We start from the raw sequence: 7421 nt of genomic DNA, 5'->3' as shown, positions 1-7421 counted from the left end.
CTTCGGCCGAGTGCCCGTTTTTGCGTAAATTGACACTACCACAGCGGGAGCAGGTGTATTGTTTAACTTCGCTTATCATCGGGCTAAGATAAGTCATCAGCGGCTATCTTACCACTACCTTAAATTATTTAATTAGTTCTCTGAGGTACTCTTCGTCAGCATGACAAAAAACTCGTTGCTTCGTTGAGCAAATTTTGAATTAAAAATTAAACTCTATACAGGTTCAATTTTACGATAATCGACAGTAAAACCTAACCGTCTGTCTATAGAGTTGTTCTATTTTTTGATAGAATAAGCCTGCCCAAACTTTACGAATGCGATTACCGTTAGTCTGGCATATTCTCCCCACTCTTTAATTCATGAACCGTACTGCCTTATTTTTCACCCTTCCCGTCATTCTGCTGCTGATTGACTGGTATGTCTTTCAGGCCGTTAAAACCCTCAGCCGGTCGGCCAGCGAAAGCACCCAACGAACAATTGCCCTGGTTTACTGGGGATTCACGGCCCTGTCCCTGCTCCTGTATGTGATTATGCAATTGCTGCCGCCAGATTCCATAAGCCGTCAGGTTCGCACGTTTTTATGGGCCAGTATCGCCATTCCCTATTTCTCAAAATTTCTTGCCGTTCTGGTTATTTTTATTGACGATTTAGGCCGGTTTTTTCGGTGGATTGTGTCACTATTCTATAAGCCCGAAGTGCGTGAAGCCGTCGAAGATTCTACCCGGACAACCATTCCTACTGCGGAAACTGGCGTAATACCGAAAGATGCCATCTCCCGCTCCGATTTTCTGATGAAAACTGCCTTAGTCGTTGGCACCGTGCCGTTGGTTGGTTTTACGTGGGGCATCCTCTCGGGCGCGCACGACTACCGCATCCGACGCATCAAACTTCCGCTTAAGAATCTGCCTTCCGGGTTTAATGGAATGACCATAGCCCAGATTTCAGACATTCATTCGGGTAGTTTTTTCAACAAAACCGCCGTGAAGGGGGGCGTTGAAATGCTCATGGGCCAAAAGCCGGACCTCGTTTTTTTTACGGGTGATCTGGTTAATAGCCACGCCGACGAAGTGAACAGCTACATCGACGTGTTCGACAAGGTAAAGGCTCCTCTCGGCGTATATTCGACGCTCGGAAATCACGATTACGGTAAATATGTGCAGTGGCCAAGCGCCCAGGCTGAGCGGCAAAACGTGCTGGACGTTATTGCCGCCCACAAGCAATTAGGTTGGAACATCATGCTGGACGAGCATAAAATTCTGGAACAGAACGGCGATAAAATTGCGCTCATCGGCGTGCAGAATCTTGGCTTCGGTCCGGCGGCTTTGCGGGCGGGCAATCTGGCGAAGGCGTACCGGGGAACAGAAGAGTATCCCGTTAAACTCCTGCTCTCCCACGACCCAACGCACTGGGATGCGGAAGTACGCCCAAAGTACGGCGATATTGATGTGCAGTTCAGTGGTCATACGCACGGTGCACAGTTTGGTGTCGAAATCGGCAGCATAAGGTGGAGTCCCACGCAGTATTTCTACAAACAGTGGGCGGGCCTGTACCAGGAAGGCGACCAGCGATTGTATGTCAACCGGGGGTACGGCTATATTGGCTATCCGGGTCGGGTGGGCATTTTGCCGGAGATTACAATTTTCGAGTTGGCGAAGGCGTAAAAATCCCCGACTCTGACACAGGCAAAGCCGGGGATCAAAGGCTTACGAAAAACCTATCGGTTTGTGTAGCTTGCCAAAGCTACTGCGTATTTAGTCGGTACTTTTGCATCGGTGGTCATTACTCCCCGCACGTAAAAGGTTACGGCTCCCCCGGGCTGGATGCCCGCATACATCAGCGTTCCGGTCGTTACGGGTATTATGCCATTTACTTTTGCTCCGAAGTTTACCGTGCGAATCAGGCCCGTTTTATAATCGGCGGGTGGAGCGACAGCGATAAAGGCACTGGCTTTTCCTGGTGCAATGCTCGTGGCAATGTCCTTCCCGTCGTAAGTCAGCGTAACATCCGTGGAGTTTGGCACCAGGTTCACGATTCGCACAAAGAAGTTGTTGCCTGCCAGAGCGGGGAGTTCATCGGGAATCGCCAAAAGGCTGTAGTTGGGCGCGGTTCCCGTCGCGAAAAAGGAATAGCGTTTGCCCGCTTCGGCCATCAAATCAGCGGAGAGCAACGGACTGGCAACTGTGCCGCCCGATGCCGTCACAACCTTCACCTTCGCTGGGCCGGTCGCAATGGCCGAATACTCACTGGCCGGAAAGACCGACGAGGACGTATACAGCAAACTGCCTGTCGGGTTGGTCGTTGTCACAGCCGCCCCTGAGATGCGCTGGTCGTTTACGTACACATCAATGGCGGGTGCATCAGGAGCCGCATGGATAAACCGCACCTGTGCGCCCGCTGGAGTTTGAACATCCTGTAAAAAATCGAATTTGTCGTTGCATCCAATGGCTAATAAGCCTGTTAGGAATACAAAACTAAGTTGCAGGGCTTGCTTCATGATGTTGAATGGCTTATTTGGTTGAGAACCAAAGTTCTTTCGTATGGTATTCGGGCAGCGTGGCGCCAATGTTGGCCAGCGGAACACGATTCCAGATAAACTCAGAGTTGTAGCGGGGCCGCATCCGTTGAACTAATTTGCCCTGATTGTCGGGAAACAAGGTAGTGCCGGTTGGAATGAAATAGCCGGTATAAACATCGGTGTTGTACTGAAACCGGCGTAAATCGACCCAGGTTTCCAGCGAACCGTGCATGTATAAAGCTATGTATTTCTGGAGCATAATGTCGCGCAGTGTCAGCGCATCAGCCGCCTGAGCAACCGCCTTGCTGGCCAGGTATTTCGTTATTTCTGCGGCCGGAATGGGCGTGGCGGTGCGGTCAACGGCGCTGACCCACTCGATGTTAGCCTGTACGCCTTTCCGGTAGGCATCGAGGGCGGTAGCGCGGTCTCCCTTGCGGAAAGCCGCTTCCGCTTTCATAAACTGCACCTCAGCATAGGTAATAATGGGGTGGTCGGCGTCGTCTCTGAACAGAAACTTGCCCGTACCCGCCGTGGGCGTAATGGCGGGTGAATAACCGAACAAAAGGGGAATGCGCTTTGTATTGCCCGTCACGTTGTTGGGGTCACCGGCTGTTGGTACGACGCCCCGATAAACACCGTCGGGTGCCGCAGAGAACATGAGCGGTAATCGTGGGTCGACTACGCCGTTAAGAACCGTACCGTCGAGGAGACCGATTATCAGGGTCGTTGGCCGAAACGAGTTGACATTACCCCGGCGGGGGCCGAAGAAATTGGCATCGTTGGATGAACTGGCCCGGTGCGGTACGTTGAAATTATCGGCATTGCTGGCCAGCGACTTGTCGCAGTACTCAATCACTTTATCCGCATTGAAGGCCGCTTTATTGCTCTGGTGCAGCATGTTCCGGGCTAAAACGGCATTGACGAATTTTACCCATTTGGTCTTGTCGCCTTTGTAGGTCACGTCGCCGGGTCGGGTGGCGGCCGATGGCTCTTTGCCGTCGGTGCGGGCTAAATCTGTCAGCGCTTCCTGGCTAAGCCGGACCACTTCTTTGTAAATGTCTTCCTGCGAATCAAAATCGAACTGGTAGCGTTCGCTGTCCCAGGCTTGTTTGAGAATCATCTCCCCATACAAATCCGTCGATGACTGCCAGCTCCAGGCCCGAATGGCTTTGGCAATACCCACGAAATCATACCGCTGAGTTTTCTGGCCATCTTCAATCATCAAATCGACGTTCCGGCCAATGCGCCAGTAGTGGGTGCTCCATTTTTCGCCCCCCAAATCGCCCGAACCGAAGATGTAGCCATGACGGTCCCAGGTATCGAGGGAGGTCGATGTGGCAAAGTACTGGGCATATTTACCCACATACCGGGTATCGAACACTTCGCCCCGCGCCATGTTGGCAATAATGGGCGGCAAGAGTGCATTGCCATCCGACACCTGCGGAAAGCTGGGGTCAGCGTTAATGTCTAAATAATCGTTGCAACTGCTTAGCCCAAATCCGAGTGCCGTCAGTAACAGAAATAACCGTTTTTTCATGATTAATATGAATTGTCGACAATGAGAAGTTAATTCTCTGAATGTCTTTGAGTAATTAGAATCCAGCCCGAATGCCAAACGAAAGCCCACGCGGCACGGCCAGCTTACCATAGTCGAATCCGGCGGCACCGGCTCCCTGCGAAGTGGCGGTCGTGCCGTTGACGTTCGGGTCCGCGCCCGTATAATTGGTCAGCAGAAACAGATCGGTGCCCGTCACGAACACACTCGCCCGCCGAATCACCTTTGTGCGATTGAGCAATTCGGCGGGGAACGAGTACGCTAACGTCAGGTCACGCAGGCGCATCCAGTTAATATCCCGTTCGATAAACGCCGATTCGGGCATGGCCCCAAAGTAATCGTTGCGATAGAGTGGCGTAATCTGAACGGTGTTGATGGTTGGGTTGTCCGTGTTTTCTTTCCCATCGCGCAGTACGCCCGCGAACGTCACCGGCTGTTCGCGGTTGAGCGTATTCTTGCTCAGGCCTGTTCGGAACATGTACATTTCGTTGCCATTGAACACGTCGCCCCCTTTCCGAATATCGAGCAGAAACGACAGGCTCAGGTTTTTGTAGCGAAACGAATTCGTCAGGCCGATGGTAAAGTCAGGTGTGCGGTCGCCGATGGGCAGAAAGTTCGTGTTGATAACCGGCAAGCCCGTTGCAGGATTAATTAGAATTTGCCCCTGCTTATTTCGGACATAATCGTAGCCGCCAAACGCCAGCGCTGACCCCGCCCCGCGCAGGTCTTCGGTCCGCAATGATTGTTCCGGGAAATAATCGCCCACGTTGGGCACGAACGCCGATGCCCGGATATTGCCAAAAAGCCACGTGTCGGAGTTGTAATATTCGGGTACATTGGCTGCCGGGAGCGTGAGTACGGCTGTTTTATACCGGGAAAAATTCGCAATGACATCCCAGGTAAAGTCAGCCGTTTTAACGGGTTTACCCGTCAGGGCAAACTCAACGCCTTTAGTCGAAAACGACCCGCCGTTGAGCAGCCCAAACACGAAACCGGTGCCGTAGCTAAGCCGTTGCTCAACAATCTGGTCGATCCGGCGGGTGTCATAGTAGGCCAGGTCCAGCCCAAGCCGTCCATTGAACAACTGAATTTCTCCGCCAATCTCCATGCTTTTGCCAAACTCAGGTTTCAGCTTAGGATTTCCTGCGTAGAAGTTGTAGCCGAACCCACCACCCGTTGTCAACTGCGTAGTCAGGCTCGACAGGACCCGGTAGGGCCGGGCGTCTTTACCAACTTCGGCATAGGAAGCCCGTAACTTGGCAAACGACAGCACGTTGCTGCCTTGAAAAACAGGCAGTTCGGTTAAGACTAAGCTGCCGCTAACCGAGGGGTAAAAGAACGACCGCGACTCAATGGGCATGGTCGAGGTCCAGTCGTTTCGGCCCGTAACGGTCAGGTACAGCAGGTCGCCATAGCCGAAGGTAAACTGGCCCAGCGCACTCACCACGCGCCGTTCCAGCACGGTAAACTTGTGGTTCCGCGAGATGGGGTCGGTGTTATTCGATGAATTGTAATCAGCAATGTACAGATTCTCCCCGTAGGTCGCGGTGGTTTGCTCCTTCGAGTCGTAGAGATCGCCCCCAAATAGCAACGACGTTTTGATTTTACTGCCAAACGTCTTTCTAATCGTTCCCAAAAGGTTGCTGGTCAGAATGCGGCTGTTTTGGGTGTAGTTCTCGATGGCACCTTTTCGGGCTAAGGCTTCGTTCGTTTCGGGATGAATGAAGTTGTTGCCATTCGTGGCGGCTAAGTCGGTTCCGATTCGCCCCGTTATGTTGAGCCAGGAGGTTGGGTCAAATCGTACTCCCAAACGCCCGATGGTCCGGTTCGTCTGGTCGCTGGCCTGGTTGCGGTTAACATTGAACAGCGGGTTATCTAATTCACCACCCGCTTCGGTCACAATGCGTCGGCGGGAACCATCGGCATTGAGGTAGTTGCTGACGTCATCATTGGCAGGCCAGGTCAGCAGGTTGGTTAAATAACCGAAGGCACCTGCTGGCTGCTTCTGAATTTTGTTGTTGGTGTACTGGAGGGAGGGCGTAATTTCCAGCTTTGAACTGATGGTTGAAGTCAGGTTTAGCGACAGGTTCAGAATCTGCGCCCCTGTGTTCGGAATAGTGCCCTGTGCGTTGGTGTAGCTGCTCGATGCGCGATAGGTGAGTTTCTCGCTGCCGCCATCAAACGTCAGGTTGTGTCGTTGCGTGAAAGCATCCTGGAAAAAAGCTCTCGGATTATCAAAAATTGGGGTGCCTTCTGCATATTTAGGCCCAAAAAAAGTCAGTGCCGTTGGGCTGGGCGTACCGGTGCTGCCCCGGCCATAGGTGGTCTGCGTTTGAGGGTACCGATACACATGATCGACCCGAAACACATTGTCGTAACTAACATTAGAGCGACCAGCCTTGCCCTTTTTAGTCGTAATGATGATGGCTCCGGCGGCTGCATTGATGCCATAGAGAGCAGCCGCTTCGGGGCCTTTCAGCACTGTTATGCTCTCAATATCATTGGGGTTAATGTCGGCTCCCCGGTTCAGGTAATCGCTGTTGCGGTTTGCGCCATCTGACACCAACGCCCCCTGGCTGAAGGTGCTGTTGTTGATAGGCAGCCCGTCAACGACAAACAGGGGTGAGTTATCGCCACCAATGGAGTTGACCCCCCGCAGTTGAATCTGCACGGACGCGCCCGGCAGGCCACTCGTGGTGGACATTTGCAGGCCCGGCACCCGGCCCTGCAACGATGTCAGGAAGTTTTCACGCTGCGTTTCAGCCAGTTCGGCCCCTTTCACTTCCGTGACTGCGTAGCCTAACGCTCGTCGCTCCACCTTCACGCCGAGGGCCGTCACGACTACCTCATTTAAGGCGTTGGCTTCGGGCTTCAGCGAAATATTGATTACATCGGCGTTGCCAACCGTTACCTCCTGGGTAGTCATGCCGATAAAACTAACACGGAGGGCCTGCCCCGACTGGGCCTGAATGCGATAGGTGCCGTTGGCATCGGTAGTGGTTCCGCGCGTGGTACCCCGAACGACCACGCTTGCGCCCGGAATGGGCACATCATCCTCTGCCGATATAACTTTACCCGAAATTTGGCGATCCTGCCCGTAGGCTACTGTCAACATCACCAAACCGAGTAACAGCAGGACTGTTCTGCGTACAAGTGCTTGCATAAATAAATAGGTTAAGAATATTGATGAAAACTATCTCAAAATTGCCCCGAAAACGATAAAGAAGCAATAGCAGCTAATTTATCGACTAAAGAAACCCACTTTAGTCGATAAATTAGCTGATAGAAGTTGTATCAGATATAGTTTGTTTTTCGCTAAGTAGGTTAACATAAACTTACGAACGTGGGCTA

General features: G+C 52.4%; 4 protein-coding genes. 1 reads left to right on the top strand and 3 read right to left on the bottom strand.

Annotation, left to right across the window (positions count from 1 at the left end; translation table 11 throughout):
* Positions 1–359: 359 nt before the first annotated feature.
* Positions 360–1661 carry a metallophosphoesterase gene (locus ACYVI1_RS27850; RefSeq protein WP_460914567.1) on the top strand — a complete coding sequence of 434 codons (1302 nt, stop codon included), beginning with the start codon at positions 360–362 and terminating at the stop codon, positions 1659–1661.
* 53 nt (positions 1662–1714) lie between these two features.
* Here ACYVI1_RS27850 and ACYVI1_RS27845 read toward each other — a convergent pair whose 3' ends face one another.
* The 3 genes from ACYVI1_RS27845 to ACYVI1_RS27835 are packed head-to-tail and all read right to left on the bottom strand — an operon-like array spanning position 1715 to position 7233.
* The gene (locus ACYVI1_RS27845; RefSeq protein WP_460914565.1) at positions 1715–2494 is read right to left on the bottom strand and encodes a DUF4397 domain-containing protein; all 780 of its coding nucleotides are present in this window, start codon (positions 2492–2494) and stop codon (positions 1715–1717) included.
* 13 nt (positions 2495–2507) lie between these two features.
* The gene (locus ACYVI1_RS27840; RefSeq protein WP_460914563.1) at positions 2508–4052 is read right to left on the bottom strand and encodes a SusD/RagB family nutrient-binding outer membrane lipoprotein; all 1545 of its coding nucleotides are present in this window, start codon (positions 4050–4052) and stop codon (positions 2508–2510) included.
* A 55-nt stretch (positions 4053–4107) separates the two neighbouring features.
* Positions 4108–7233 (bottom strand): SusC/RagA family TonB-linked outer membrane protein, encoded by a 3126-nt coding sequence (locus ACYVI1_RS27835; RefSeq protein ID WP_460914561.1) that lies wholly within the window; start codon positions 7231–7233, stop codon positions 4108–4110.
* Positions 7234–7421 lie beyond the last annotated feature (188 nt).

The sequence above is a fragment of the Spirosoma areae genome, from assembly GCF_054781775.1.
Note: the sequence above shows the minus strand (reverse complement) of the source record. Positions and strands in the feature narration are given on the sequence as shown.